General features: G+C 68.9%; 22 protein-coding genes. 13 read left to right on the forward strand and 9 right to left on the reverse strand.

Annotated features, from left to right (window positions below):
• Positions 1 to 414 precede the first annotated feature (414 nt).
• Entirely contained in the window at positions 415 to 1,317 is a 903-nt protein-coding gene (locus BG90_RS06290) for a DMT family transporter (protein WP_025989607.1), read from the reverse strand.
• A 111-nt stretch (positions 1,318 to 1,428) separates the two neighbouring features.
• Here BG90_RS06290 and BG90_RS06295 point away from each other — a divergent pair, with 111 nt between their 5' ends.
• Entirely contained in the window at positions 1,429 to 1,914 is a 486-nt protein-coding gene (locus BG90_RS06295; RefSeq protein WP_010101182.1) for an Lrp/AsnC family transcriptional regulator, read from the forward strand.
• A gap of 412 nt (positions 1,915 to 2,326) precedes the next feature.
• Here BG90_RS06295 and BG90_RS06300 read toward each other — a convergent pair whose 3' ends face one another.
• Positions 2,327 to 3,220, reverse strand: a complete 894-nt coding sequence (locus BG90_RS06300; RefSeq protein WP_010101181.1) for an alpha/beta fold hydrolase — start codon at positions 3,218 to 3,220, stop codon at positions 2,327 to 2,329.
• A 297-nt stretch (positions 3,221 to 3,517) separates the two neighbouring features.
• Between BG90_RS06300 and BG90_RS06305 the strand changes: the two genes are divergently transcribed.
• Positions 3,518 to 4,477 (forward strand): NAD(P)H-dependent flavin oxidoreductase, encoded by a 960-nt coding sequence (locus tag BG90_RS06305; protein WP_010101180.1) that lies wholly within the window; start codon positions 3,518 to 3,520, stop codon positions 4,475 to 4,477.
• Positions 4,478 to 4,743: 266 nt separating this feature from the next.
• Here BG90_RS06305 and BG90_RS06310 read toward each other — a convergent pair whose 3' ends face one another.
• The 3 genes from BG90_RS06310 to BG90_RS36390 all read right to left on the reverse strand — a co-directional run bounded on the left by BG90_RS06310 (position 4,744) and on the right by BG90_RS36390 (position 7,836).
• On the reverse strand, positions 4,744 to 5,706 hold the full coding sequence (locus tag BG90_RS06310) for a LysR family transcriptional regulator (RefSeq protein WP_010113553.1): 963 nt from the start codon (positions 5,704 to 5,706) through the stop codon (positions 4,744 to 4,746).
• Positions 5,707 to 5,865: 159 nt separating this feature from the next.
• Positions 5,866 to 6,942: a porin gene (locus tag BG90_RS06315; RefSeq protein ID WP_010113551.1), complete on the reverse strand. Its 1,077-nt coding sequence runs from the start codon at positions 6,940 to 6,942 to the stop codon at positions 5,866 to 5,868.
• 408 nt (positions 6,943 to 7,350) lie between these two features.
• Positions 7,351 to 7,836, reverse strand: a complete 486-nt coding sequence (locus tag BG90_RS36390) for a hypothetical protein (RefSeq protein ID WP_038802832.1) — start codon at positions 7,834 to 7,836, stop codon at positions 7,351 to 7,353.
• 381 nt (positions 7,837 to 8,217) lie between these two features.
• On the opposite strand from BG90_RS36390, the gene BG90_RS06325 reads away from it, so the two are divergent.
• The 6 genes from BG90_RS06325 to BG90_RS06350 all read left to right on the forward strand — a co-directional run bounded on the left by BG90_RS06325 (position 8,218) and on the right by BG90_RS06350 (position 15,412).
• The gene (locus BG90_RS06325; RefSeq protein WP_010113540.1) at positions 8,218 to 9,264 is read left to right on the forward strand and encodes a bile acid:sodium symporter family protein; all 1,047 of its coding nucleotides are present in this window, start codon (positions 8,218 to 8,220) and stop codon (positions 9,262 to 9,264) included.
• A 538-nt stretch (positions 9,265 to 9,802) separates the two neighbouring features.
• Positions 9,803 to 11,362, forward strand: coding sequence for a methyl-accepting chemotaxis protein (locus tag BG90_RS06330; RefSeq protein ID WP_010101159.1), 1,560 nt, complete (start codon positions 9,803 to 9,805; stop codon positions 11,360 to 11,362).
• 173 nt (positions 11,363 to 11,535) lie between these two features.
• Positions 11,536 to 12,555, forward strand: coding sequence for a LacI family DNA-binding transcriptional regulator (locus BG90_RS06335; RefSeq protein ID WP_010101158.1), 1,020 nt, complete (start codon positions 11,536 to 11,538; stop codon positions 12,553 to 12,555).
• Positions 12,552 to 13,952: an AGE family epimerase/isomerase gene (locus BG90_RS06340; RefSeq protein WP_010113538.1), complete on the forward strand. Its 1,401-nt coding sequence runs from the start codon at positions 12,552 to 12,554 to the stop codon at positions 13,950 to 13,952. The genes BG90_RS06335 and BG90_RS06340 overlap by 4 nt, the downstream gene beginning before the upstream one ends.
• The gene (locus BG90_RS06345; RefSeq protein ID WP_010113536.1) at positions 13,949 to 14,857 is read left to right on the forward strand and encodes a carbohydrate kinase family protein; all 909 of its coding nucleotides are present in this window, start codon (positions 13,949 to 13,951) and stop codon (positions 14,855 to 14,857) included. Before BG90_RS06340 ends, BG90_RS06345 begins: the two co-directional genes overlap by 4 nt.
• Before the next feature lie 330 nt (positions 14,858 to 15,187).
• A complete protein-coding gene (locus tag BG90_RS06350) occupies positions 15,188 to 15,412 on the forward strand; it encodes a hypothetical protein (RefSeq protein ID WP_010113534.1) in 225 nt (74 codons plus the stop codon).
• A 215-nt stretch (positions 15,413 to 15,627) separates the two neighbouring features.
• Here BG90_RS06350 and BG90_RS06355 read toward each other — a convergent pair whose 3' ends face one another.
• Both BG90_RS06355 and BG90_RS06360 read right to left on the reverse strand, forming a co-directional pair.
• Positions 15,628 to 15,822, reverse strand: coding sequence for a DUF2905 domain-containing protein (locus tag BG90_RS06355; RefSeq protein WP_010101152.1), 195 nt, complete (start codon positions 15,820 to 15,822; stop codon positions 15,628 to 15,630).
• Positions 15,823 to 15,840: 18 nt separating this feature from the next.
• Positions 15,841 to 17,031 (reverse strand): class I SAM-dependent methyltransferase, encoded by a 1,191-nt coding sequence (locus BG90_RS06360; protein ID WP_010113532.1) that lies wholly within the window; start codon positions 17,029 to 17,031, stop codon positions 15,841 to 15,843.
• A gap of 13 nt (positions 17,032 to 17,044) precedes the next feature.
• Here BG90_RS06360 and BG90_RS06365 point away from each other — a divergent pair, with 13 nt between their 5' ends.
• The 3 genes from BG90_RS06365 to ttcA all read left to right on the forward strand — a co-directional run bounded on the left by BG90_RS06365 (position 17,045) and on the right by ttcA (position 19,576).
• Positions 17,045 to 18,091: an SDR family oxidoreductase gene (locus BG90_RS06365; protein WP_045568093.1), complete on the forward strand. Its 1,047-nt coding sequence runs from the start codon at positions 17,045 to 17,047 to the stop codon at positions 18,089 to 18,091.
• Positions 18,092 to 18,179: 88 nt separating this feature from the next.
• Entirely contained in the window at positions 18,180 to 18,584 is a 405-nt protein-coding gene (locus BG90_RS06370; protein WP_010111662.1) for a dihydroneopterin aldolase, read from the forward strand.
• Complete coding sequence (gene ttcA / locus BG90_RS06375; RefSeq protein ID WP_010122853.1) at positions 18,581 to 19,576, forward strand: tRNA 2-thiocytidine(32) synthetase TtcA; 996 nt, start codon at positions 18,581 to 18,583, stop codon at positions 19,574 to 19,576. Before BG90_RS06370 ends, ttcA begins: the two co-directional genes overlap by 4 nt.
• Positions 19,577 to 19,847: 271 nt before the next feature.
• Here the strand turns inward: ttcA and BG90_RS06380 are convergent, their stop codons facing one another.
• Positions 19,848 to 21,065 carry an alkaline phosphatase family protein gene (locus BG90_RS06380; RefSeq protein WP_010122855.1) on the reverse strand — a complete coding sequence of 406 codons (1,218 nt, stop codon included), beginning with the start codon at positions 21,063 to 21,065 and terminating at the stop codon, positions 19,848 to 19,850.
• 18 nt (positions 21,066 to 21,083) lie between these two features.
• A complete protein-coding gene (locus BG90_RS06385) occupies positions 21,084 to 22,529 on the reverse strand; it encodes an alkaline phosphatase family protein (protein WP_010122857.1) in 1,446 nt (481 codons plus the stop codon).
• 751 nt (positions 22,530 to 23,280) lie between these two features.
• Here BG90_RS06385 and glmU point away from each other — a divergent pair.
• Positions 23,281 to 24,642, forward strand: a complete 1,362-nt coding sequence (glmU, locus tag BG90_RS06390; RefSeq protein WP_010113522.1) for a bifunctional UDP-N-acetylglucosamine diphosphorylase/glucosamine-1-phosphate N-acetyltransferase GlmU — start codon at positions 23,281 to 23,283, stop codon at positions 24,640 to 24,642.
• Between the two features lie 61 nt (positions 24,643 to 24,703).
• Positions 24,704 to 26,536 (forward strand): glutamine--fructose-6-phosphate transaminase (isomerizing), encoded by a 1,833-nt coding sequence (gene glmS, locus BG90_RS06395; protein WP_010113520.1) that lies wholly within the window; start codon positions 24,704 to 24,706, stop codon positions 26,534 to 26,536.
• Positions 26,537 to 26,600: the final 64 nt, after the last annotated feature.

The following is a 26,600-nucleotide window of genomic DNA, read 5'->3' on the forward strand; positions in this document are numbered from 1 at the left end:
GGTGCGCGATGTCGTCTGCGCGAGCCGACATGCGGCGCTCGATCGCGCGGCGCGTCAGTCTGCCCGGAGCGCCGCCGGCGCACCGGGCATGCATCGCGCGCGATCCCGGTCGACCGACGCGCGCCGATCGATCGGGCGGTGCCCGCGCGCCCTCGTCGTCGCTGACGCGTCGCGCTTGCGCGGCAGGCGCGCCTCGCCTCCCGGCAAGCCGCCGCAGGCCGCTCAACCGGCGTCGCTTCGTTCGCGGCGAGCGCCGCCGCCCGCCGTGACGCGCGGCTTGCGTCGCATTTCCGCCAACCAATGCTCGCCGCTCGATCGGGCTGCGCCCGCGCCATTCGACGCGCGCCGAAGCGAAGCACAAAGCGCACACGCTTCCACCGCGCCCCGCACCATCGCGCACTCCGCGCAACGCGCTCAGCCCCGCGCCTCGATCCGCCGCGCCGGCACGATCCGCCAGCCGAGATTCACGCCCGCCGCCGCGAGCAGGATCAACACCGCGCCGAACACCTGGCTCCACGCGAGCGTCTGCCCGAACGCGATCCGATCGACGACGATCGCGACGACCGGATAGACGAACGAAAGCGCGCCGATCGTCGCGGTCGGCAATTTCTGGATCGCGCCGTACAGCAGCACGTACATGATCCCCGTGTTGACGACGCCGAGCACGACGAGGTCGAGCCACTGGCTCGGCGTCGCGGGCAGCGCGTCGTAGCGGACGAACGGCGCGAGCGCGAGCACGCCGACGCCCGTCTGGAACAGCGCGAGCAGATGCGGCGGCGTGCCCTTCAGATGCTTCGTGACGATCGACGACACCGCGTACAGGAACGCCGCGCCGAGCGCGAGCGCGACGCCTTCGAGATACTGGCCGGGCACCGCGAGCACCGCGGGCTCGACGCGCACGACGAGCGCGAGCCCCGCGAACGCGAGCACGAGCCACGCCGCGGCCGACGCGGTGAGCCGCTCGCGGAACACGATCGCGCCGAGCGCGACAAGCATGAACGGCTGCGTGTTGTAGACGGCCGTCGCCATCGAGATCGACGCGCGCGAGTACGCGGCGAACAACAGCACCCAGTTCGCGACGATCGCGACGCTGCCGAGCGCGGCGAGCGCGACGACGCGCTTCGACAGCAGATCGCGGCGCAGGAAGCCGAGCGCCGCGCAAATGATCAGCATCGTCGCGCCGCCGAACAGGCAGCGGAAAAACACGACGTTCATCAAATGCTGCTGCGACGACACGACGAGCCAGCCGATCGTCCCGGACATCAGCATTGCGACCACCATTTCGAGCGCCCCGCGGCGCATATCGTTCGAAGCCATGTGAGTTCTCGCGAGAGGAAAGCCTGACTTCGATTCTAGGCACTTGATTTGCCTATCTCCATCGCTAAACTGAGTGAAATGCGTCTTTCCACCTTTGAAAAGAAGGCTGCCATGCAAAAACGCCTTTCGCCGCCGCCTGCGGCGAGCACGCCCGATTCGATCGACCGCGAACTGCTGCGCGCGCTCGCCGACGATGCGCGCCAGCCCGTCAGCGAACTCGCGCGGCGCGTCGGATTGTCCGCGCCGAGCACCGCGGACCGCCTGCGCCGGCTCGAAGCGCAAGGCGTGATCGCGCGCTTCACGGTCGAGCTCGATCCGCGCGCGCTCGGCTACACGCTGCAGGCGATCGTGCGCGTGAAGCCGCTGCCCGGCCAGTTGCATCTCGTCGAGGAATTGCTGCGGCGGATTCCCGAGTTCGTCGAATGCGACAAGGTGACGGGAGACGATTGCTTCGTCTGCCGGCTCTATCTGCGCTCGATCGAGCAGCTCGACGGAATACTCGCGAAGGTGACCGAGCGCGCGGAGACGAGCACGGCGATCGTCAAGTCGACGCCCGTCGCGCGGCGCTTGCCGCCGCTCGTGATCGAAGAGGATTGACGCATGCGCGGGGCGGACGCGAAGCGCGGCGCCACCCCGTGTGAAATCGACGGATGAGCCGTGCGCGTGAAGGCCGCGCGGGGCTCGCATCGGAGAAACGAGGACTCCAGCCCGCGACGCGGCGACGCCGGCGGGGATGCCGTGGGCACGCGTCGCCCGTCGCACGACGATGAAATCTCGCCGACGGGCGCGGCAGTCGTCGCCGTCGGTCGCCGCGTAACGCGCGCGACTGTCGATCCGTCTCGCGCGTTACGCGGCCGCCGCTGCACGCCGCCGTCCGAGCGACAGCAACAGCGGCGGCCGGCGGCAATCGGCAACAGGCAACGATCCGCCGCCCACCCACCGCGCCCTGCCGTCCCGGCCTTGCGCCACTGCGCGCGCCCCGACTCACGCCGCGTCGCGCGCCGCCGCGTCACGCCACCTCGCGCGCCTCGAAGAACGCGACGATCTCGTCGATCAGCGCGACGGGCGCCTCTTCCGGGATGTAGTGCCCGCAAGCGAGCGCGCGGCCGCTCACGTCGCGCGCGACGCGCCGCCATTCGTCGAGCGGCTCGAAGCAGCGCCCGACGACGCCGTTCTCGCCCCACAGCACGCGCAGCGGACACGCGACCTTGTGACCGCGTTCGAGGTCCGCGCGATCGTGGTCGAGATCGATGGTCGCCGACGCGCGATAGTCCTCGCACATCGCATGCACGGCGCCCGGCTGCCGCAGCGCTTCGCGATACGCGTGCAGCGCCTCCGGCGAGAACGGCGCGAGGCCGGCCGACCGGTTGCCCATCACCGATTCGACGTACGCATCCGAGTTGCCGCCGATCAGTGTCTCCGGCAGCGGCTCGGGCTGGATCAGGAAGAACCAGTGGAAGTACGCGGTCGCGAACGCGCGATCGGTGCGCTCGTACATCGCGAGCGTCGGCGCGATGTCGAGGAGCAGCATCCGCTCGACCGCATCCGGATGATCGAGCGCCATCCGATGCGCGACGCGCGCGCCGCGATCGTGCGCGCACACGTAGAAGCGCGGGAAGCCGAAGTGACGCATCACCGCGACCTGATCGGCCGCCATCGCACGCTTCGAATACGGCGCGTGCTGCGCGTCGCTCGCCGGCTTGCCCGACGCGCCGTAGCCGCGCAGATCGGTGGCGATCACGGTGAAATGCCTGGCAAGCGTCGCAGCGACGCGATGCCAGATCATGTGCGTTTGCGGGTGGCCGTGCAGCAACAGAAGCGGCGACCCCGCGCCTCCTTTGACGCCGAAGATGTCGACGTCTTGCGCCGTCACGCGAAACGGCGCGAACTCCTCAAACGACATGGTCTTGTTCTCTCGGATTGTTGTGATCGTTATTGTAGGAGCGCGATCGTCGCGTCACCGCAGGCAGGCCCGCGCAAAGCATAGAAACAGAGCACTCATTCGACAGCCCGGCCGCAGCGCGTGCATCGAAGCGCGTCTATAATGGCACGACCGTTCGTATTAATTCGTCGCGAGCGCGCAGCCGGCACGACACTCACATAACATATCGACCGCGCGCGAGGGCCTTGGCGAGGGCCGCCGCGACGCAACGAACTCACGCATTTGCCGCACTCGCGGCGACGATCCAGGAGACACCGCATGGCCCTGCCCGCCATCCTGCAAAACCTCGCGCTGCCCGTCATCGCGTCGCCGATGTTCATCGTCAGCTATCCGGAACTCGTGCTCGCGCAATGCAAGGCGGGCATCGTCGGCTCGTTCCCCGCACTCAACGCGCGCCCGGCCGAATTGCTCGACGAATGGCTCACGCAGCTCCAGGCGCAGCTCGCCGAGCACAGGGCCGCGAACCCGGACGCCGTGATCGGGCCGATCGCCGTGAACCAGATCGTCCATCAGTCGAACGTGCGGCTCGAGCACGACATCCGCGTGTGCGTCGAGCACAAGGTGCCGATCTTCATCACGAGCCTGCGCGCGCCCGCGCGCGAGATCGTCGACGCCGTGCACGGCTACGGCGGCATCGTGCTGCACGACGTGATCAACCTGCGGCATGCGCAGAAGGCGCTCGAAGCGGGCGTGGACGGCCTGATCCTCGTCGCGGCGGGCGCGGGCGGCCACGCGGGCACGACGTCGCCGTTCGCGCTCGTCGGCGAAGTCCGCAAGATCTTCGACGGCCCGATCGTGCTGTCCGGCTCGATCGCGAACGGCGGCTCGATCCTCGCCGCGCAGGCGATGGGCGCCGATCTCGCGTACATGGGCACGCGCTTCATCGCGACGCAGGAGGCGCACGCGGTCGACGGCTACAAGCACGCGATCCTCGACGCGAAGTCGGCCGACATCATCTACACGAATCTCTTCACCGGCGTGCACGGCAACTACATCCGCGAGAGCATCGTGAACGCGGGCCTCGATCCGGACGCGCTGCCCGTCGCCGACAAGTCGAAGATGAACTTCGGCGGCGACAAGGCGAAGGCATGGAAGGACATCTGGGGCGCGGGACAGGGCGTCGGGCTGATGGACGACGTTCCGTCCGTCGCGGAGCTCGTCGCGCGGCTCACGCGCGAATACGACGACGCGAAGACGCGGCTCGGCATTCGCGCGTAACCCTTGCTGCACATGGCGTGCGGCGCGTGATTGACGCGGCGTCGCACGCATGGCGCTCGCACGATGCACGCGTGGCGCGCGTGCGAAGCGCATGCAACCTGCAATGCATCGCACCACATTGCATCGCATTGCGTCGCATCGACCAGGCGTCAAAAGCGGATCAAGAAGCGGTAAACAACAAAACCCTCGCCAAGCGAGGGTTCGTCTTCAGTCTGAGCGCGGACCGGCCGGTCCGCGTTTTTTTTCGTCGATGCGCGGCGCTCGCGTCATCCGAGCCGCTTCATCCGCGGCATCGTGAGCTGCCGCAGCCGCTCGTCGATCGACGGGCACAGCGACTGGCCGGCGAAGCGATCCGCGAGGAAATCGACGAACGTGCGCACCTTCGCCGACACGTGGCGACGGCTCGCGTACACCGCATAGATCGGCAGCTCGCGCGGCGGCAGCGCGTCGAGCAACAGCGGCACGAGGCGGCCGGACTCGATGTCCTCGCCGATCACTTCGGTGCCGAGAAGCCCGATGCCCGCGCCGCCCAGCACGGCGACGCGCAGTCCTTCGAGATGATTGACGATCACGTTGCCCGACAGCGGCATGCGCGACGCGGCCGCGACGTCGGCGATCGTCGCGTCGAGCAGCGTCTCGTTCGGCTCGCGCCGAATGATGTTGTGACGCTGGAGATCGGCGACCGTCGTCGGCGTGCCGTGCTTCGCGAGATACTCGGGCGACGCGACGAGCAGGATGTGCGCGGTCGCGATCTGCCGCGCGACGAGCGACGACGACTTCATGCCGGCGGGCGCCGCGCGCACCGCGACGTCGTAGCCTTCGTCGATCAGTTCGACGATGCGATCGGACAGCGTGATTTCGACCGTCACGTCCGGGTAGCGCTCCGCGTAAGACGTCACGGCGTCCATCACGTGCCGCAGCCCGAACGCGGACAGCGACGTCACGCGCAGCCGCCCTTGCGGCACGACGCTCGCGGCGCCCACCGCCTGCCCGGCCTCGTCGAGTTCGGTGAGCGCCTGCACGAGCCGCTCGTAGTATTCGCGCCCCGCCTCCGTCGGCGCGACGCGGCGCGTCGTGCGATGCAAGAGCCGTGCGCCGAGCTGGTGCTCGAGATGCATCACGTGCTTGCTCGCCATCGCCGCCGACATCTCCATGCGCTCAGCCGCGCCGACGAAGCTGCCGACTTCGACGACGTAGCGGAACACATTCATGCTGACGAGGGTATCCATCCAGAATGCTCACAATCGAGGGGAATTATGCAATCGCAAGCAACTGTAACAAAGCTGGAGAATTGAAAACGTCAAAAAAGGCAAAACGGCGCCGTTTAGTGTGACGCCGCTCACTTTTTCGTGCATTGCCCGAGCGACGCGCGCCCGGGCTCCGATTCGTTAGAACTTCGCACGAATTCCCGCGCCGAACGTGTCGCCGCTCGACATGCCCGAGTAGCGATCGTTCATGTACGCGGCATACACGTCGGTGCGCTTCGACAGCGGATAGTCGTAGCCGAGCGCCCACGTGCGATGCGTCTGGTCGAGTCCGCCCGAGTCGCGCGAATACGCATACGATGCGAGCGCGCTGCCCGGCCCGAGCGGCACCGACACGCCGCCTTGGGCGGTGTTCACGTGCCAGCTTCCGGTGTTTTGCTCGTTCTTCGTATACATGTATTGCGCGTAGACCTTCGCGACCTTGAAGTCGTACGACAGACCGACCTGCGCGACGCCCTGGCTCTTCATGCCGGACACGAGCGCGCCGAGATCGCCCGGACCGCCGTTGAAGTTCACGTACTGATAGACGGCCGTCGCGGCGAACGGGCCGTTCGCATAGTTCAGCTGGCCGCTCCATTTCTTCGAGCGGTTGTCGCCCGCCGTGTTGCCGAACGCGTACATCGCGGCCGCGTTGAAGCCGCCGAAGGTCGGGCTCGTGTAATCGATCGCGTTGTTCCAGCCCGAATCGCCGACGACGCCCTGATCGGTCGTGTAAGTCGGGAACGTGCCGAGGCCGAGGAACACGTGATAGACCATCGGCGAGAACACGTACGAATCGACGAACGGATTGAAGAGGATCGTCGAGACGAAGAGCTCCGTCGTCAGTCGACCCGCGCGCACCGTGCCGTACGGCGTCGCGAGTCCGACGTACGCGTTGCGGCCGAAGAACGTGTCGCCGTCGAAGCGGCCGTAGCGCCCGTTCTGCGCGCGGAAGAAATCCTCGAGCGTGAAGATCGCCTGATAGCCGCCGCCGAGATCCTCGGTGCCGCGCAGGCCCCAGTACGACGTCGACATCCCGCCGCCCTGCACGCCCCATGCGCGTTGCCCGCCCGGGAATTTCTGCGCGCCGATCCATTCGTCGACCTGCCCGTAGAGTTGAACGCTCGACTGCGCGCGAACGCCCGACGCGCCCGCGGCCAGCGCCGCGACGGCGGCGCACGCGAAAGTGGTTTTCAGCGCGCGGCTGACGGATGACTTCATGTGATCTCCAGATGGTCGTCTAACGGAAGCGAGGCGAACGGGCAGGCGGCGTCCGGAAGACACGACGCCGTTCGGGGCGTCGCCATCTTCACGAGCCATTTTTCCGGTCAAAAAAGGAGGGACTTATTGCGGATATAGCGTCAGCGTTAACTTCCCGGCGATTTGTCGGGCGTCGGCGGCGGGCGCGCCGGTTTCAAACTGACGAACGGCTTTCCTGCGCACGGCGATCAAGCGCCAGCAACGATGGCCGGCGGCGATTCGAACGCGGAGAAAACGCCGGCTTGCGCGCGTCGTCCTCGCAACGAGGCGCGAAAGATAGCGTAACCAAGGAAATGTGCGGAAGGATTTCGCGCGAGTGTCGCGGATTTGCATCAGCCGGCGACGCGCGCAAGCCGGCCGGATCGAGACTCAGTTGCGGTAAAACGGCGCGAAGAACGGCAGATGCGGCGCTTCGTCCTGGCGCGGCGGAGGCGCCGGGCGGCCGCCGCGCTCCTCGTTGTAGCGCGCGACGTCGGCGCGGATCGAGCCGGAGCGCATCGGCACGTTGGCCGAGCCGGGCCCGTGCGGCGCCTGGCGCGCTTCGGCGCTGATCGGCCGATACGGGCTTTGCGCCGCGTAGCGGCCGTACGACGGCGTCGGACGCAGCCCCCAGCGCTGGCGGTAGCCGTTCACGCCGATCCGCGCTTCGCGGCCTTGCGGCGCAGCCTGCATGGAGCCGGGCGCGCCGCGCCAGCCGCCCGCGCCGCCCGCCGCGTACAGCGCGGCGCCGCGACCGCCGCCGAAGCCGGGCCCGCCGCCGTGCGGCGGCTGCGCGAAGACGAGCGTTGCTGCGAGCGCGCACATCACGCCCGCCGCCCATTGCCCGATCTTCCGTATTGCCCGTTCCGTCATCATGATTGGTCTACCGCTTGCTTTTCCGCCTGCGCGCACCCGAATCGCGCGCGAAAGGCTTTCAGCGGTAATTTATGGGCGAGGCGAAAGCGTGTCGAGCGCAAAAGTGTTAGACCAAAAGCATCGGTGTAACACCGTGTTACTGCACGGCTTTCGGGAATTCCGCGCCGTTTTGCGCCCGTCGCGCGCCGCTCGTTTTTGACGTTTCCGCCGTAAGGTAGCGATGCGCCGGCAAGGTGCATCGACATGCATTCGAGTCATTAATCGATTCTTCGAATGAATTTGCCTATTCAATCGCCGGCCGCGACAATATCAGGCCGACAATCGCTGCGCCGCCCGCCCGCGGGCCGCCGGCGCCTTCACTGCATTCGTCCGAGACCCGAAATGGCGCGCTCCCGCTTTATTCCCGACAACTTCACGCTCGCACTCGTCGGCACCGTCGTGCTCGCGAGCTTCCTGCCGTGCCGCGGCGAGGCCGCGCACGTGTTCAACTGGGCGACCAACATCGCGGTCGGCCTCCTCTTCTTCCTGCACGGCGCGAAGCTGTCGCGCGAGGCGATCATCGCGGGCGCGACGCACTGGCGGCTGCACGCCGTCGTGCTGCTCAGCACGTTCGCGCTCTTCCCGCTCCTCGGGCTCGCGCTCAAGCCCGTCCTCACGCCGCTCGTCACGCCCGCGCTCTATGCCGGCGTGCTGTTCCTCTGCACGCTGCCGTCGACCGTCCAGTCGTCGATCGCGTTCACGTCGATCGCGAAAGGCAACGTGCCCGCCGCCGTCTGTTCGGCGTCCGCATCGAGCCTGCTCGGCATCTTCGTCACGCCCGCGCTCGTCGGCCTGATGATCTCGTCGCAGGGCACGGGCGCGACCGCGTCGCCGTGGAGCACGATCGGCGCGATCGTGATGCAGCTGCTCGTGCCGTTCATCGCCGGCCAGCTGCTGCGCCCCGTGATCGGCCGCTGGATCGAGCGCAACCGCGGCGTGCTGCGCTTCGTCGACCAGGGCTCGATCCTGCTCGTCGTCTATGTCGCGTTCAGCGAAGCCGTGAACGAAGGGCTCTGGCACCAGATTCCGCCGACCGCGCTCGCGGGCCTCGTCGTCGTCAACGTCGTGCTGCTCGCGATCGCGATCGCGGTCACCTCGCTCGTCAGCAAGCGGCTCGGCTTCAATCGCGCGGACCAGATCACGATCATCTTCTGCGGCTCGAAGAAGAGCCTCGCGGCCGGCGTGCCGATGGCGAAGGTGATCTTCGCCGCGCACGCGGTCGGCGCGGTCGTGCTGCCGCTGATGCTGTTCCATCAGATTCAGCTGATGGCCTGCGCGGCGCTCGCGCAGCGCTGGAGCGCGCGCGACACGAGCCGCGAGCAGGAGACGGGCGGGCATGGCGGCGGGCCGCTCGGCACGGGCGCGAACGCCGGCGCGGCGAAGCGCTGAGCGCGACGGGGCGCGGCCGGAGCGAGTCGTTTCGGCCGCGCCGCGCTTGTTCGGCTTCGCAGATTCCTCCGCCTTTCCGCCTTTCCGCCTTTCCGCCTTTCCGCCTTTCCGCCTTTCCGCCTTTCCGCCTTTCCGCCTTTCCGCCTTTCCGCCTTTCCGCCTTTCCGCCTTTCCGCCTTTCCGTTTCCCCAATTTTTCTCCTCGTCGCTCTTTCGCTTTTTTTATCCTCCCGCCGTTCGTTCATCCGGACGCTCGCGACTCGCCCGACTTCCCCCCGTCCGCGCCTTCGATCCTTCTAGCGCTTCGCGCCCGCCGTCCGGCCGGGCTCGCCGATCCCGTCAGGCGTCGCTCAGCCCGCCGCTTTCACCTGCGCCAGTCCGGACGCCGCGCAACGCGCCTCACGAACCCGATGCGCCAAAACAGGGCATCGCTTCACGGAAAATTCATTCAACCTCGGCTCCCGGACGCCGTTAAGCCGGCTTCTCGTCACGGCTCGACGCGTCACGAGCGCGACGCGCCGCTTCCGGAATCGCCCCTGATGAACACCACCCGCCTCACCGTCAAAACCCGGCTGCGCATCCTCGTCGCGGTCGTCGTCCTCGTGCTCGCCGCCGTCGGCGGCATCGGCCTCACCGGCGTCGCGCGCGTCGGCGATGCGCTCGCGCACGTCTTCGAGGATCGCGCGAAGACGCTGCAACGGATCTCGTCGATCGACGAGCTCGTCACGCAAACGCGCTACGCGGTCGGCGACGCGGTGCTCGATCCGTCCGCCGCGAAAACCGAAGCGGTCGCGGCCGCATCCGCGCGCGATGTCGCCGCGATCGACCGCCTGCTCGCCGACTATCGCACGACGCCGCGCGCCGACACCGAACGCGCGCAGGCCGAGCGTCTCGCCGCCGACTGGGCGATGCTGCGCGACAAGGGCATCAAGCCCGCCGTCGATCTGCTGAAGGCGAACAACCTGTCCGAAGCGCAATGGGTCGTCACGCAGACGCTCGACCCCGTTGCGCAGCGCGTGAAAGGCGAAACCGCGCAGTTGCGCCAGTGGCAGCTCGAAGCGGCGCAGCACGCGTACGACCGCGCGCGCGGCGACGCGCGGCTCGTGCAGTGGGCGGTCGCGGGCTGCGTGATCGCGGGCGTCGCCGCCGTCGCGCTACTGTGCGCGGCGATGGCGCGCGCGCTCGCGCGGCAGTTGGGCGGCGAGCCGGACTACGCGGCGACCGTCGCGAACGAGATCGCGTCCGGCAATCTCGCGCTCGACGTGCATGCCGGCGATGCCGCATCCGGCAGCGTGCTGCACGCGATGCACGCGATGCGCGCGCGGCTTGCCGGGACGATCGGCACGCTGCAACGCGCGGCAGACGCGATCGCGCACGCGACGACCGACATCGCGCACGGCAACCACGATCTGTCGCGCCGCACCGACGAACACGCGGCCGGCCTGCAGCAGACGGCGAGCAGCATGGAGCAGCTCGCCGCGACGGTGCGCACGAACGCCGATCACGCACGGCAGGCGAGCTCGCTCGCGCTCGCCGCGTCGACGCAGGCCGAACAGGGCGACGCCGCGGCGCGCGACGCGATCGCGCGGATGGAAACGCTGTCGGTGCGCTCGCAGCAGATCCGCAGCATCTCGTCGACGATCGAGGGAATCGCGTTCCAGACCAACCTGCTCGCGCTGAACGCGGCCGTCGAGGCGGCGCGCGCCGGCCAGGCGGGCCGCGGCTTCGCGGTCGTCGCGCAGGAGGTGCGCGGCCTCGCGCATCGCAGCGCGCAGGCGGCGAAGGAGATCTCGGCGCTGATCGCCGGCGTGACGGGCGAAGTCGAGCTCGGCGCGGACACGGTGAAAGCGGCGGGCGGCACGATCGTCGGCATGCTCGCGTCGGTGCGGCAGGTCGCGACGCTCGTCGACGAGATCTCGCACGCGTCCGACGAGCAGCGCTCGGGCATCGACCAGGTGAACCGCGCGGTCGCGCAGATGGACGAGATGACCCAGCACAACGCGCTGCTCGTGCAGAAGGCGGCGAGCGCCGCGGGCGCGCTCGCCGACGAGGCGGCCGCGCTGCGCGAGGCGGCCGCGATCTTCCGGGTCGCGGCGTGAGCGTCGCGAAAACGCGCGCGACACAAGCTGTTTAGTATTTTTAGTAAACGATTATGATTCGATTAACCGTTCATACATAAGCACTTATAAGCCGGATCGGCGCAATTCCGGGGCGTTTCGCAACGATTTTTACTATACAATCGCGAACACCCTAAACATCCCGGCTCAACACGATGGGCACCACCATTCGCGACGTCGCACAGGCGGCCAGCGTGTCGATCGGCACCGTGTCGCGCGCGCTCAAGAATCAGCCCGGCCTGTCCGAAACGACCCGCGCCCGCATCGTCGAGATCGCGCGCCGCCTGAACTACGATCCGGCGCAGCTACGCCCGCGGATCAAGCGGCTCACGTTCCTGCTGCATCGCCAGCACAACAACTTCGCGACGACGCCGTTCTTCTCGCACGTGCTGCACGGCGTCGAGGACGCATGCCGCGAACGCGGGGTCGTGCCGTCGCTCTTGACGACGGGCCCGACCGACGACGTGATCCGCCAGATGCGCCCGCACGCGCCCGACGCGATCGCGGTCGCGGGCTTCATGGAGCCGGAGACGCTCGAAGCGCTCGCCGCGACGGGCCGGCCGCTCGTCCTCATCGACATCCGCGCGCCCGGGCTGCGCTCGATCAACGTCGACAACGCGGGCGGCGCGGCGCTCGCGATGCGTCATCTGTTCGCGTCGGGCCGCCGGCGCGTCGCGTTCATCGGCGGCTCGCTCGCGCACTACAGCATCGCGCAGCGCGCGCTCGGCTATCGCCGCGCGTTCTTCGACGCGGGCATGCTGTTCGATCCGTCGCTCGAGCTGTCGATCGACACGAGCCTCGGCCCCGATGCCGGCGCGGCGAACGCGATGCGGCAGCTGCTCGACGCGGGCGGCCCGCTGCCCGACGCCGTGTTCGCATACAACGACGCGGCCGCGCTCGCCGCGATGCGCGTGTGCGTCGAGCGCGGCGTGCGCGTGCCGGACGACATCGCGTTCGTCGGCTTCGACGACATTCCGGCCGCCGTGCACGCGGCGCCGCCCCTCACGACGCTCGCGATCGACAAGGAGGCGCTTGGCCGACAAGGCGTCGAGCTGCTGCTCGCCGATTCGCCCGCGCAGACCGAACTCAGCCTCCCCGTGCGGCTGATCGCGCGGGCCAGCAGCGCAGGCGCCGCCCGCGCGCCGCGCGCCCTCACCACGGTACTCGGATCATGACGACCTCAGCCACGCCCGCTCCCCGTCCGGCGCCCGACGCGCCGCACGCTTCCGCGCCGTACGTCGCGAGCTTCCGCGACCCGCAGTTCCTGCTTTCGCACGTCGAGGACACGCTGCACTTCTACGCGCCGAACGTGTTCGATCCGACGGGCGGCTTCCACCACTTCTTCCGCGACGACGGCAGCGTCTACGACCGCACGACGCGCCATCTCGTCAGCAGCTGCCGTTTCGTCTTCAACTACGCGATGGCGTACCGCCACTTCGGCGATACGCGCGATCTCGACCATGTGCGCCACGGGCTGCGCTTCCTGCGCGACGCGCACTGGGACGCCGAGCACGAAGGCTACGACTGGGAGATCGAGTGGCGCGACGGCGAAAAGCGCGCGACGCGCGACGGCACGCGCCACTGCTACGGGCTCGCGTTCGTGCTGCTCGCGGCCGCGCACGCGGCGATGGCGGGCGTCGAGGAGGCGAAGCCGCTCATCGCGCACACGTTCGAGCTGATGGAGCACCGCTTCTGGGATCGGGCGGCGGGTCTCTATGCGGACGACGCGACGGCGAACTGGACCGTGTCGAGCTACCGCGGCCAGAACGCGAACATGCACGCGACGGAAGCGCTCCTCGCCGCGTACGAGGCGACGGGCCACCTGACGTACCTCGATCGCGCCGAGAAGGTCGCGACCAACATCGTGCAGCGGCAGGCCGCGCTGTCGCAGGGGCTCGTGTGGGAGCACTTCCATGCGGACTGGTCGGTCGACTGGGAATACAACAAGGAAGACAGCTCGAACATCTTCCGCCCGTGGGGCTTCCAGCCCGGCCATCAGACCGAATGGGCGAAGCTCTTGCTGATCCTGGAGCGCCACCGTCCGCTCGACTGGCTGCTGCCGCGCGCGATCGAGCTGTTCGACGCGGCGTTCGCGCACGCGTGGGACACCGACCACGGCGGCCTCTGCTACGGCTTCGGGCCGGACTACATGGTGTGCGACCACGACAAGTACTTCTGGGTGCAGGCGGAAAGCTTCGCGGCCGCCGCGCTCCTCGCGCAGCGCACCGGCAGCGAGCGCTTCTGGGACTGGTACGACGAGATCTGGCGCTATAGCTGGGCGCACTTCGTCGATCATCGCTACGGCGCGTGGTACCGGATTCTCACCTGCGACAACCGCAAGTACGGCGACGAGAAGAGCCCGGCCGGCAAGACCGACTATCACACGATGGGCGCGTGCTACGAGGTGCTGCACGCGCTCGCCGCGAAGCGCGACGACGGCGGCCAAGGCGCGCGCGGCGGCGACGGCGAAGCCGCGCCCGCGAAACGCGGCCGCCGACGCAGCGGCGACGGCGGCAACGGCGAGGACAAAGGCAACGGCGCCGTGCGCCGCCGCAACGGAGGAGCTCGATGAGCGCAGGGTTTCCGCAATTCGTGTCGGCGGGCGACATCCTCACCGACATGGTCCGCACGGGCGGCGCACACTGGACGTCGCGCCCCGGCGGCGCCGGCTGGAACGTCGCGCGCGCGGTCGCGCGGCTCGGCGCGCCGAGCGCGTGCGCGGGCGCGGTGGGCCGCGACTGCTTTTCCGACGAGCTATGGGGCGAGAGCGCGGCGGCCGGCCTCGATCTGCGCTTCCTGCAGCGGGTCGAGCGCGCGCCGCTCCTCGCGATCGTCCACGAGACGCAGCCGCCCGCGTATTTCTTCATCGGCGAAAACAGCGCCGATCTCGCGTTCGATCCGAAGCGGCTGCCCGACGGCTGGCGCGAGCACGTGCAGTGGGCGCATTTCGGCTGCATCAGCCTCGTGCGCGAGCCGCTCGCGGCGACGCTCGTCGCGCTCGCCGCCGAGCTGAGCGAAGCGGGCGTGAAAATCAGCTTCGATCCGAACTACCGCAATCTGATGACGGACGGCTACCGGCCGACGCTCGCGAAGATGGCCGAGCTCGCCGACCTGATCAAGGTGTCCGACGAAGACTTGCGCCATCTGTTCGCAGGCGACGACGAAGCGAGTGCGATCGCGCGACTGCGCGCGTTCAATCCGCACGCGGCGCTCCTCGTGACGCGCGGGCCGGGCACGGCGACGCTCTATGCGAACGGCGAGACGCTCGACGCGCAGCCGCCGCGCATCGAGGTCGCGGACACGGTCGGCGCGGGCGACGCGACGATCGGCGGCCTGCTGTTCAGCCTGATGGCGGCGCCGGGGCGCGGCTGGCGCGAGCATCTGTCGTTCGCGCTCGCGGCGGGCGCGGCGGCTTGCCGCCACACAGGCGCGCACGCGCCGACGCTCGACGAGGTCGTCGCGCTCGTCGCGTCGTGACGTTCTTGCCGGCCGTCCGCGCGTGAACAGTCGCGCGCGGACGGGCCTGCCGAGCGCGGGCCGGTCGTACATATATGCCGGTCGTACCTGTACATAACCGGCCAAGCCTCGACTGGCCATGCCTCAGTCGAGCGTCTGCCACCTTCGACCGGCCGGGCCATGGCCTGACGTGCCTTGGCCGGTCGCGCTCAGCCGGCCATGCGCCTACCGGCCCGGTCGAATTCGCCCAGTACCTGACCGGCCGTGCCTGACCGGCCGTGCCCTTTTGCCGCCGCTGAAAGCGCGGCGTCGGGATGTTACGATGAGGCGTCCTTTCTCGGGAGAGGCAACATGGACGGCGGCAACACCTACACGAAGGGCCTTTATACGGCCAAGGCGCACACCCGCAAGACGGATGACGGACGCTTCCAGGGGTACGTGATCCTGTCCCGGGACGAAGGCGGCACGCCCGACAACACGGTCTACGAGGTCGACACGACGAGCGCGAACGAGGCGGAAGCGTTCGACGAAGCAAAGGCGCTCGCGCACCGGATTCTCGGCGAGCTCGAGCTGTGAGACGGTCGCGATCGGCGCAGCCAATTGGCCTGACCGCGCCGATGACGGCTTAGACGAACCGTCGGCGCGAGTCTCGGCGGTTCGGCGGTTCGGCGATAGCCAGCCGGCACCGAACGCAGCGGCTCGCGGCCGCACCGGCGCGCACTCGCCGGGCCGGGCGAGACGCGGCATGCCGCATCGAGCGCGGCCGCCCCGCGCCTCGCCGAACGTCGGCGTCACCAGAGCCGCGCGATCACCGACACGATGCCCATGATCACGAGCGTCGACATGAACGGAAACGGATAGACGCGCGAGCCGAACCGCAGCGTCACGTCGCCCGGCAGTCGCCCGACGCCGAGCTTCGACAGCCACGGCCACGCGCGCGTCAGCACCATCACGGCGATGAACGTGGTGAGCAGCCAGCGCAGCATCGCGTCGCCTCCCGCCCGCTACAGCGTGTGCGAGCGGTCGCCGCGCGCGAACGCGTCGAGCGTGCCGTCGATGCCGCGCGAAAACGCGATCACCTTGAAGAGCTCGCCCATCTCCGCTTCGGAAATCAGCTTCTGCACCGCGTTCGCGGCGGGCAGGAAATGCTGCGCGTCGGACGGGTCGATCTCGGCGAGCACGTCGGTGACGCCCGCGTTCAGCAGGAAGCGCGCCTGCGACGTGTAGCCGAGCAGATCCGCGCCCGCGCCGACGCCCGCTTCGTAGATCCCGCTGAACTCGACATGCGAGGTGATGTCCTGCAACCCCGGATAAAGGAAAGGGTCGCCGTGCGCACGGTGCCGGTAGTGGCACATCAGCGTGCCCTGCGCGCGCTGCCGGTGGTAGTACTCGTGGCTCGGAAAGCCGTAGTCGATGAAGAACGCCGCGCCGCGCGCGAGCATCGTGCAGACCGTGCGGACGAACGCCGCCGCCGCGTCGTGCGTCTCGGTCACGTAGCCCTCGTCGGCGTCGATCTCGACCAGGCGCGCCGCGTCTTCGGCGCGCGCGAGCGGCCGGTCGGCGAACGCGAACGCGCCCGCGTCGTCGATCGCGACGCCGCGCTCGCGCCAGCCGTCCGCATGTTTGACGACGAGCCGCACCGGCATCGCGTCGAGCACTTCGTTGCCGACGACGACGCCTTCGAAACGCTCGGGCAACGCATCGAGCCAGCGCACGCGCGCGGCGAGTCCGGGCGCTTCCGCTTCGAGCGTCTCGCGCTGGCGCGCGCGCAGCTCGCCGGACAAGTCGACGATCGCGTATTCGTCGAGCTCGAAGCCGAGCGCGGCGAGCGCGTTCAGGAGCCCCGCCGCGAGCTTGCCCGTGCCCGCGCCGAATTCCATCACGCACCGCGTACCGCTCGCTTCGAGCGCCTGCGCGACAGGACGCGCGAGCGTCTGCGCGAAGAGCGGCGACAGTTCCGGCGCGGTCACGAAATCGCTGCCGTCTTCGGCGCGACGGCCGAATTTCTGCGCACCGCCGCTGTAATAGCCCGCGCCCGGCGCGTACAGCGCGCGTTCCATATAGCGCGAAAACGGGATCCAGCCGCCCGCCGCGGCGATTTCGGCGCGCAGCGAAGCCGCGAGCGATTCGGACTGCGCGAGCGCGTCGGGGCCGGGAACGGGTAAACTAGCGGGTTCGTGAGCTATCGGATTCATCCCGGCATTGTAAATGACCGTCTTAGCCGACACCTGCGACACATCCTCGGCAAGCGCCGCACGGGTCGTGCTGATCACGGGCGCCGTGCAAACCGACGCCTTGTCGACGGACACCTTGCGAGCGGCGGATGCCGCCGCCCGGGCAGGCGACGCTCAGGCAGGCGACGCACGATCCGGCGCCGCGCGAACGGACTCGGCGCCGGCAAACGCCCCGCGAGCGGGCGCCGAGCGAACGAACATCGCTTCGGACACCGCACGTTCCGGCGGCATGCCCGTGGCGCCCGCCGCCGCGTCCGGCCCGAACGGCCCGAGCAGCCCGAGCAGCGCAAGCGGCGCGGCGGGCGGCACGACCGGCGCGGGCCGCCCGCCCGCCGCCACGCCGCCCGCGCTCGACACCGCGGCCGTCGGCCGCGCGCTCGCGCTCGGCTTCGCGCGGCGCGGCTGGGACGTCGCGCTCGCCGCCGCCGCGGGCGACGAAGCCCGCGCGGCCGCCGCGCTCGCCGCCGAAGTCGGGGCGCTCGGCCGCCGCGCGGCGGTGCTCGTCGCCGACCTGTCGGTCGAGGACGACGTCGCGCGGCTCGTCGCCGCCTGCGGCGCGGCGCTCGGCCGGCCGACGTGCGTCGTCGCGCAAGCCGCGCCCGTCGCGGACAGCGCGCACGACATCGGCTACGCGTCGCTCGCGGGCGCGATGGCGCGCAGCGTCGCCGCGCCGCTCGTGCTCGCGCGCACGCTCGCCGACGCGACGCCCGACGCCGCGCGCGACGACGAGCGCGCGCGCGCGGTCGTGATTCACCTGCTGGACGAGACGCTGTTTCATCCGGCGCCCGAGCGCTTGTCGCACTCGCTCGCGCAAGCCGCGCTGCACCGCGCGACGACCGCGCAGGCGCTCGCGCTCGCGCCGAAGGTGCGGGTCGTCGGCCTCGTGCGAGGACGCGCGCCGCGCGCGGACGACATCGCCGACGCCGCCTGCTATCTCGCGGACGCGCCGGGCGTCACCGGCGCGACGCTGACCGTCGACGGCGGCGAGCATCTCGCGCCGCCCGCGGACGAGAAGAATTGACGGGCGCGGCCGCGCGCGGACGTACGGACGTATCGACGCCGCGCCGGCCGCGCCCCTTTGCATGCATTACCCTTTGACTGGAACGACCATGTTTGCCGCCCTCCTGCACCCCAGGCTCGCCGATTGCCGCAGGCTCTACCTGCGCGACTACGAGGTGTACATGAACATCGGCGCCTTCGAGCATGAGAAGCGCGGCGAACAGCGCGTCGTCATCAACGTCGACCTGTTCGTGCCGCTCGCGCTGACGACGCCCGTCGAGGACAAGCTGCGCGAAGTCGTCGACTATGATCTGATGAAGCAAAGCGTCGCGCAGTGCGTCGCGCGCGGCCACATCCATCTGCAGGAAACGCTCTGCGACGCGATCGCGGCGAACCTGCTCGCGCACGACGCGGTGCGCGCGGTGCGCGTCTCCACCGAAAAGCCGGACGCCTATTCCGATTGCGACGCCGTCGGCGTCGAAGTATTTCGCATCAAGGACGAGGAGCGAGCATGAATGCGCCCCATACCCCGCATCTGAACGAAGCCGACGCGGCCGCCGCCGTCGAGGCGAACGCCGCCGAGATCGGCCGCCGCGCGCTCACGCGCCGCGAGCAGAAGGAAGCGTACGAAAACAACAAGCTGTTCAAGCGGCTCGCGCGTCAGGTCGGCCAGGCGATCGGCGACTACAACATGATCGAGCACGGCGACAAGGTGATGGTCTGCCTGTCGGGCGGCAAGGACAGCTACGCGCTGCTCGACGTCCTGCTGCGGCTGCGCGAGCGCGCGCCGATCGATTTCGACATCGTCGCCGTGAACCTCGACCAGAAGCAGCCGGGCTTTCCGGAGCACGTGCTGCCCGAGTACCTGGCGACGATCGGCGTGCCGTTCCACATCGAGAACCAGGACACGTACAGCATCGTCAAGCGCCTCGTGCCGGAAGGCAAGACCACCTGCTCGCTGTGCTCGCGGCTGCGCCGCGGCATTCTGTACCGCGTCGCGGGCGAGCTCGGCGCGACGAAGATCGCGCTCGGCCACCATCGCGACGACATCCTGCAGACGCTGCTTCTCAATCTCTTCTACGGCGGCAAGCTGAAGGGAATGCCGCCGAAGCTGCAGTCGGACGACGGCAGGAACGTCGTGATCCGCCCGCTCGCGTACGTGAAGGAAACCGATCTCGAGAAGTACGCGGAGCTGCGCGAGTTCCCGATCATCCCGTGCAACCTGTGCGGCAGCCAGCCGAACCTGAAGCGCGCGGAGATGAAGGCGCTGATTCGCGAATGGGACAAGCGCTTCCCGGGCCGCGTCGAGAACATGTTCAACGCGCTCGCGAACGTCGTGCCGTCGCACCTGATGGACGCGAAGCTGTTCCCGTTCGCGGACTTGCGCGCAACGGGCCGCGCCGATCCTGACGGCGACATCGCGTTCGACGAGGAGCCGTGCGGCACCGACGCGGGCGCGCCGGGCGGGGCGAAGTCCGTGTCGATCGTGCAGTTCGACGATCTGTAAAGCGCGGCGCCCGCGGCGGCCGACCTACGGCGAACGGCTTTCCGCGCACGCGGCGCGGCCGTTCGCCGGGCGCCGCGCATGATGACGACGCACCGTCGTTCGTGCGCACGTGCGACGCCGGGCCGCCGATGACCCGCGGCATCCTCGCGCTTTCCCTGTGCGCTCGCTCGAGCGCGGAAACGAACGGCGGCGCGCAAGCCTGCGCGCCGCCGTCCTCGTCGAATACGGCCCCGCCGCCGCCCGGCTTCATGCGGCCGGGCATCTTCCCCGCTTACTGAAGCTTCTGCGCGGTATAGACGTCGCTGCCGAACGACTGCAGCCCGCTCATTCCCGCATAGCCGAGATACGGCAGCCCGAACACGTCCTCGATGCTCTTCAGCAGCGCATAGTGGTTGTACGGCGTGTTGCTGACCGTGCCGCCCTTGATGAACGGCGACAGCAGCACCGCGCCCGTCAGCCCGCCGCCCGGCCCGGTGATGCCCGGCAGCGGCGTGTTCGGTCCGGCGGGCTCGCCGCAGCATGCGGACGCGTCGCTCGTGTCAGCCTCGTCGAACGTGATGATCAGGAGTCCGTCCTGCTTGAACGCCGCCGACGACGTGATCTTCGGCACCCAGTTCTGCAGGAAATCGTTGATCGCGGGCAGGCCGCCCGCCGTCGTGCCGTCCGCGCACGTCGGATCGTCGTGGCCGTCGTTGCAGAGATTCGGCACGATGAACGACAGCGCAGGCGTCGTGTTCGGATTCGCGAGATCGTTCGCGAGGTTGTCGAGCCGCACGACGTGCGCGTTGCAATCGGTCGGGTTGTCGACGATCGAATGGAAGTACACGAACGGATCGTGCCGCGTCGCGTAGCCGTCGGTCGCGGTCGCTTTCTGCGTGCCGTCCTGGCCGTTGAGCGGCGGATGCGAGCACGTCGTGCTGCCGTCGCGCGCGAGATCGTTGCCCATGTCTTCCATGTAGCCGCGCCAGTTCAGGCCCGCGGTCTCGAGCTGGTTCGCGATCGTCTGGACGGCGGGCGGATATACGCAGCCCGAGCCGACCACCTGGCCGTTCACGTCGGGAATCGTCGTGCCGATCCAGTCGCTGTAGTACTGGCAATCCGCCTGCGTCTGCGGATTCGGCGATTGGCCGCTCACCATCGCCAGATAGTTGTCGTTGCTGTTGTGGCCGATCCCGTAGTACTGCGTGAGAAGCGCGCCCTGGCTCGTCAGCGTCGTCGCGAGATACGGCGCCTGGCTGCCGGTGCCGAATGTCGCCGCATAGCCCTTGTTTTCCAGCACGATCACGAACACGTGGCCGATCTTCGGGATCGAGCCGAGCGTCTGCGACATCGCCGACGCCTTCGCGACGGCCGACGTGTTTTGCGCGGCGGCCGCCTTGCCGGCCACGCCCGGCGAATCGGCGCCGCCGCAGCTCGCGAGCGCGACCACCGTCATCACGGCGAAGAGCCCGCGCAGCGCGCGCCACAGCGAATCGAACGAAACTTGCATGATGACGAACCTGTGAATTCAGGGTGAAGGAAAGCCGAGCGTCGTCGCGGCCGCGCGCAGATCGCTGATGCCCGGAATGCCGGCCGCGCTCGTCAGCGCGCCCGTGACCGTGTTCGAGCACACGTTGCCGAACGGGCCGGTCGGCACGCTGAATGCCGGCGCCGAATCATTCGGCGACGAGAAATTCAGCGCGTACGCGATCGAGTTCGTGTCCGACAGCGTGCTGCGCACGCCGAGCGGATCGAGGCCGAAGCGCCACATCAGGAATTGATGGATCGAGCTCGGATCGAACTGCCAGTGGCTCACGTAGCCGCGCTGCGCGGTCGGCCCGATCAGCACGAGCGGCACGCGAAAGCCGAGATAGCCGTCGTTGCCGAGCAGCGCTTCGGCGGTCGACACCGGGCGCTGGAACGGCGCGACGTGATCGAAGAAGCCGCCCCATTCGTCGTACGTGACGACGAGCAGCGTGCGCTGCCAGCCGGGGCCGTTGCGCACCGCGTCGTAGATCTGGTTCAGGAAGGCCTGGCCGTTGCGGATGTCCGAGTTCGGATGATCGTCGCCCGACACGCCTTCCGGGTTCTCGCCGAGAAAGCGCGGATCGACGTACGAGAACGCGGGCAGCGCGCCCGCCGCCGCGTCGACGAGGAATTCGGAGAACAGCTTCGAGATGCCGAGATATTTCGTGCCGAACAGCGCGGTGAACGGCACGTCGCTGTAGTAGTACGTCGACGACACGCCCTTCGCGGCGAAGCGATCGAAGATCGTCGGCAACTGCGACACCGTCGACGTGTTGACGATCCGGTCCGTCTCGCCGCACATCAGATAGAAGCGGTTCGGATAGGTCTCCGCGAGAATCCCGCAATGGTACTGGTCGCAGACCGTCCAGTTCTGCGCGCACGGGCCGAAGAACGCGAGATCCTCGCCGAGGTAGTAGCCGATCGGGAACAGGTCGCCCGCCGTCTGGTTCGTGTCGGGCGTCTTCAGCCAGCCGTCCATCTTGCCGCCGTTCATCTGAATGCGGCCGCCCGTGTAGCTGTGATCCGGATCCGCAAAATTACAGCCTTGAAAGCCGTACAGCGGACTGATCGCGAGCCGGAACGTGTTCTGCATGTCGCCGAACGCATCCTGGAACTGCAGGCCCGCCTGCTTGCCGTTCGCGCCGGGCAGCCAGCCGAAGTAATGGTCGAACGAGCGGTTCTCCATCACGACGAGCACGACGTGATCGATGCCCGACTGCCCGGGCGGCGGCAATTGCGGCGGCTGCGGCGACGATGCGTCGCGTCGCGCCGTGTCGGCTCCCGACGATGCGGCGGCCAATGCCTGCGCGCCGCCCGAACCGTCGCCGACGCTGTCGCCGCCGCAACTCGCGAGGCCGACCGAGCTCGCGAGCGCCGCGGCGGCCGCGCTGATGAGACGCCGGCGCGTGTGGAAATGCGCCGACGAATTGTTCTGATCCTGACTCACTGTCCCTCCCCTGAAAAGCCGCGTGCGGCGCGATCGGTCCATGTCGCCGGGCTGCCGCCGCGTGATGCGAGCCGGAGTCTGCGTTTCGTCTGTGACACGCCGCTGACGATGAAAACGATTCGAGGGGAGACTCTCGTTTATTCAGATGTCCGAACATCATTCCTTCAGGACTGTAAAACATTGGCCAGACGCTGCATGTGCAAAAGAAATCCGAACGCGATCCCGCTGCGCCGCGAATCGCGTACGGCGATGCGACGTGTGTGACGCGCGGCGCGCGCAATGAAATCGGACGCGTCACTTCGAAGGAGCGAACGGGATGAGCGATGGCGAACGTGCGATTCGCGAGCGAGTCGACACCTGGCTCGCCGCGAGCCGAGCCGGTCTCGCCGTGCGCGCGCAGCGCACGCGGCCAGCCCCGGGCCCGGCGCCGACCTGATCCGCGCGGCACGCGCTTGCGGCAAGCCGGCCGCCGCCCCGATCCGCGCGGCGTGCGAGACACCTGCCGCGCGTCGAAGCGCGTCGCTCGGCGCTCGTTGCCCGCCCTCGCCGGCAGCGCGGCGCCCCGATTTCCGGCGCGATCGCCTGCCCGCCGCCCCCGCTCCGCCCCGACATTCGCGCGAGCCGCACTGCCCGTCCGCCGCCCCGCCCGCCGGCGGCCGACGCGCCCCTCCCGGCCCGCCGCGCGCCCGCGCCGGCGGGGGCCTGCATGCTAGAATGGCCAGCTTCGAACTCTCCCTACGAAACTGGCGCCATGAATATCGTGATTTTGGCGGCAGGCACCGGCAAGCGCATGCGTTCGGCGCTGCCGAAAGTGCTTCATCCTCTGGCCGGCAGGCCCCTTCTCTCCCACGTGATCGATACCGCCCGCGCGCTCGCGCCGTCCCGGCTCGTCGTCGTGGTCGGCCATGGCGCCGAGCAGGTGCAGGCGGCCGTCGCCGCGCCCGACGTGCAGTTCGCGGTGCAGGAGCAGCAGCTCGGCACCGGGCACGCGGTGCGCCAGGCGCTGCCGCTTCTCGATCCGTCGCAGCCGACGCTCGTGCTGTACGGCGACGTGCCGCTCACGCGCACGGCGACGCTCAAGCGCCTCGTCGACGCCGCGACCGACGCGCGCTACGGCGTGCTGACCGTCACGCTCGACGATCCGACCGGCTACGGGCGCATCGTGCGCGATCAGGCGGGCTGCGTGACGCGCATCGTCGAGCAGAAGGACGCGACGGCCGACGAACTGAAGATCGCCGAGATCAACACGGGCATCGTCGTCACGCCGACCGCGCAGCTGTCGATGTGGCTCGGTGCGCTCGGCAACGACAACGCGCAGGGCGAGTATTACCTGACCGACGTCGTCGAGCAGGCGATCGAAGCGGGCTTCGAGATCGTCACGACGCAGCCGGACGACGAATGGGAGACGCTCGGCGTCAACAGCAAGGCGCAGCTCGCCGAGCTCGAACGCATTCACCAGCGCAATCTCGCGGACGCGCTGCTCGCCGGTGGCGTGACGCTCGCCGATCCGGCGCGCATCGACGTGCGCGGCACGCTCACGTGCGGCCGCGACGTATCGATCGACGTGAACTGCGTGTTCGAAGGCGACGTGACGCTCGCCGACCGCGTGACGATCGGCGCGAACTGCGTGATCCGCAACGCGACGGTCGCCGCGGGCGCGCGCATCGACGCGTTCTCGCATCTCGACGGCGCGGCGCTCGGCGCGCACACCGTCGTCGGCCCGTACGCGCGGCTGCGGCCGGGCGCGGTGCTCGCCGACGAAGCGCACGTCGGCAACTTCGTCGAGGTGAAGAACGCGACGCTCGGCCACGGCTCGAAGGCGAACCATCTGACCTATCTCGGCGACGCCGACATCGGCGCGCGCGTCAACATCGGCGCGGGCACGATCACCTGCAACTACGACGGCGCGAACAAATTCCGCACGATCATCGAGGATGACGTGTTCGTCGGCTCGGACACGCAGCTCGTCGCGCCGGTGCGCGTCGGCCGCGGCGTGACGATCGCGGCGGGCACGACGGTCTGGAAAGACGTCGCCGAAGGCATGCTCGTGCTGAACGACAAGACGCAGACCGCGAAGAGCGGCTACGTGCGCCCCGTCAAGAAGAAGAGCTGAACCGTTTTTCGGGCGCGCACGGACGCGCCCGCATCATTGTCGAGTTTCGAGGATAGATTTCATGTGCGGGATTGTCGGCGCAGTTGCGCAACGTAACATCGTTCCGGTGCTGATCGAAGGACTGCGCCGTCTCGAGTATCGCGGCTACGACTCGTGCGGCGTCGCGGTGCTCGACACCGACGCCCCTACGCCGGGCGCGCCGAAGCGCGCGCGCAGCGTCGCGCGCGTCGCCGATCTCGATGCGCAGACGCGCGAGTCGCATCTCGGGGGCACGACGGGCATCGCGCACACGCGCTGGGCGACGCACGGCGCGCCCGTCACGCACAACGCGCACCCGATCTTCTCGTCGAACGCGCTCGCGCTCGTGCACAACGGCATCATCGAGAACTTCGAAACGCTGCGCGAGACGCTGCGCGGCAAGGGCTACGAGTTCGTGTCGCAGACCGACACCGAAGTCGTCGCGCACCTGATCCACAGCCTCTATCGCGGCAACCTGTTCGCCGCCGTCCAGGAAGCCGTCAAGCAGCTCCACGGCGCGTACGCGATCGCGGTGATCCACAAGGACGAGCCGCACACAGTCGTCGGCGCGCGTCAGGGGTCGCCCCTCGTCGTCGGCTTCGGCCAGGGCGAGCACTTCCTCGCGTCCGACGCGCTCGCGCTCGCCGGCAGCACCGACCACTTCACGTTCCTCGAGGAAGGCGACGTCTGCGAGCTGACGCTCGACGGCGTGCAGCTCGTCGATCGCAGCGGCGCGCGCGCCGAGCGCGAAGTGCGCGTCGTCAACGCGTACGGCGGCGCGGTCGAGCTCGGCCCGTACCGGCATTTCATGCAGAAGGAGATCTTCGAGCAGCCGCGTGCGATCGCCGACACGATTCCGCAAGCCGACGCGTTCGATCCGTCGCTGTTCGGCGACAAGGCGGCCGGCGTGTTCGCCGGCATCGACAGCCTGCTGATCCTCGCCTGCGGCACCAGCTACTACTCGGGCCTGACCGCGAAGTACTGGCTCGAATCGATCGCGAAGATCCCGACGCAGGTCGAGATCGCGAGCGAGTACCGCTATCGCGAATCGGTGCCGAACCCGCGCTCGCTCGTCGTCGTGATCTCGCAATCGGGCGAGACGGCCGATACGCTCGCCGCGCTCAAGCATGCGCAGGCGCTCGGCCACGCACACACGCTCGCGATCTGCAACGTCGCGACGAGCGCGATGGTGCGCCTCACCGAGCTGCAATTTCTCACGCACGCGGGCACCGAGATCGGCGTCGCGTCGACGAAGGCGTTCACGACGCAGCTCGTCGCGCTGTTCGTGCTCGCGGCGACGCTCGGCAAGCTGCGCGGCCACGTCGACGCGGCGCGCGAAGCCGACTACTTCAAGCAGCTGCGCCACCTGCCCGCCGCGCTGAACAGCGTGCTCGCGCTCGAGCCGCAGATCATTGCGTGGTCCGAAGAGTTCGCGCGCAAGGAGAATGCGCTGTTCCTCGGCCGCGGGCTGCACTATCCGATCTCGCTCGAAGGCGCGCTGAAGCTGAAGGAAATCTCGTACATCCACGCGGAAGCGTATCCCGCGGGCGAGCTGAAGCACGGGCCGCTCGCGCTCGTGACGGAAGCGATGCCGGTCGTGACGGTCGCACCGAACGACACGCTGCTCGAGAAGCTGAAGTCGAACATGCAGGAAGTGCGCGCGCGCGGCGGCGAGCTGTACGTGTTCGCCGATGCCGACACGCACATCGTCAACGACGAAGGGCTGCACGTGATCCGGATGCCCGAGCATTACGGGCCGCTGTCGCCGATCCTGCACGTCGTGCCGCTGCAATTGCTCGCATATCACACCGCTTGCGCGCGCGGCACCGACGTCGACAAGCCGCGCAATCTCGCGAAATCGGTGACGGTGGAGTAATCGCGCACCGCCGGGCGAGCGATCCGCCGCGCAACGCCGCGGATCGCTCGCACCGAACCCTCGA

The sequence above is a fragment of the Burkholderia oklahomensis C6786 genome, from assembly GCF_000959365.1.
Classification (GTDB): Bacteria; Pseudomonadota; Gammaproteobacteria; order Burkholderiales; family Burkholderiaceae; genus Burkholderia; species Burkholderia oklahomensis.